The following is a 276-nucleotide window of genomic DNA, read 5'->3' on the forward strand; positions in this document are numbered from 1 at the left end:
GGTTGGTATATTACCGATAAGATTATTGAACCTCGTTTACAAAATACGCCACTTGATGGAAACAGTGAAGACTTACCTGTTTTTGAAGATGCGCGTAGCGATGAAAAGCGCGCATTCTTCATAGCAAGCAGCGTAATGATTGCAGGCATTGCTTTACTCGCTTACGTGTCTGCGCCGGTAGATTCAGCCATGCGTAGTAGCGATGGCTCCTTAACTAATTTCCGTTCACCTTTGATGCAATCTATTGTGCCGTTGATCTTTTTGTTATTTTGGATC

General features: G+C 42.8%; 1 protein-coding gene. It reads left to right on the plus strand.

The features are described from left to right. The coding region (locus R2R70_RS20065; RefSeq protein WP_410978908.1) for an AbgT family transporter at positions 1–276 on the plus strand (276 nt) is incomplete at both ends.

The organism is Cobetia sp. SIMBA_158, from assembly GCF_046566945.1.
Lineage (GTDB): Bacteria > Pseudomonadota > Gammaproteobacteria > Pseudomonadales > Halomonadaceae > Cobetia > Cobetia amphilecti.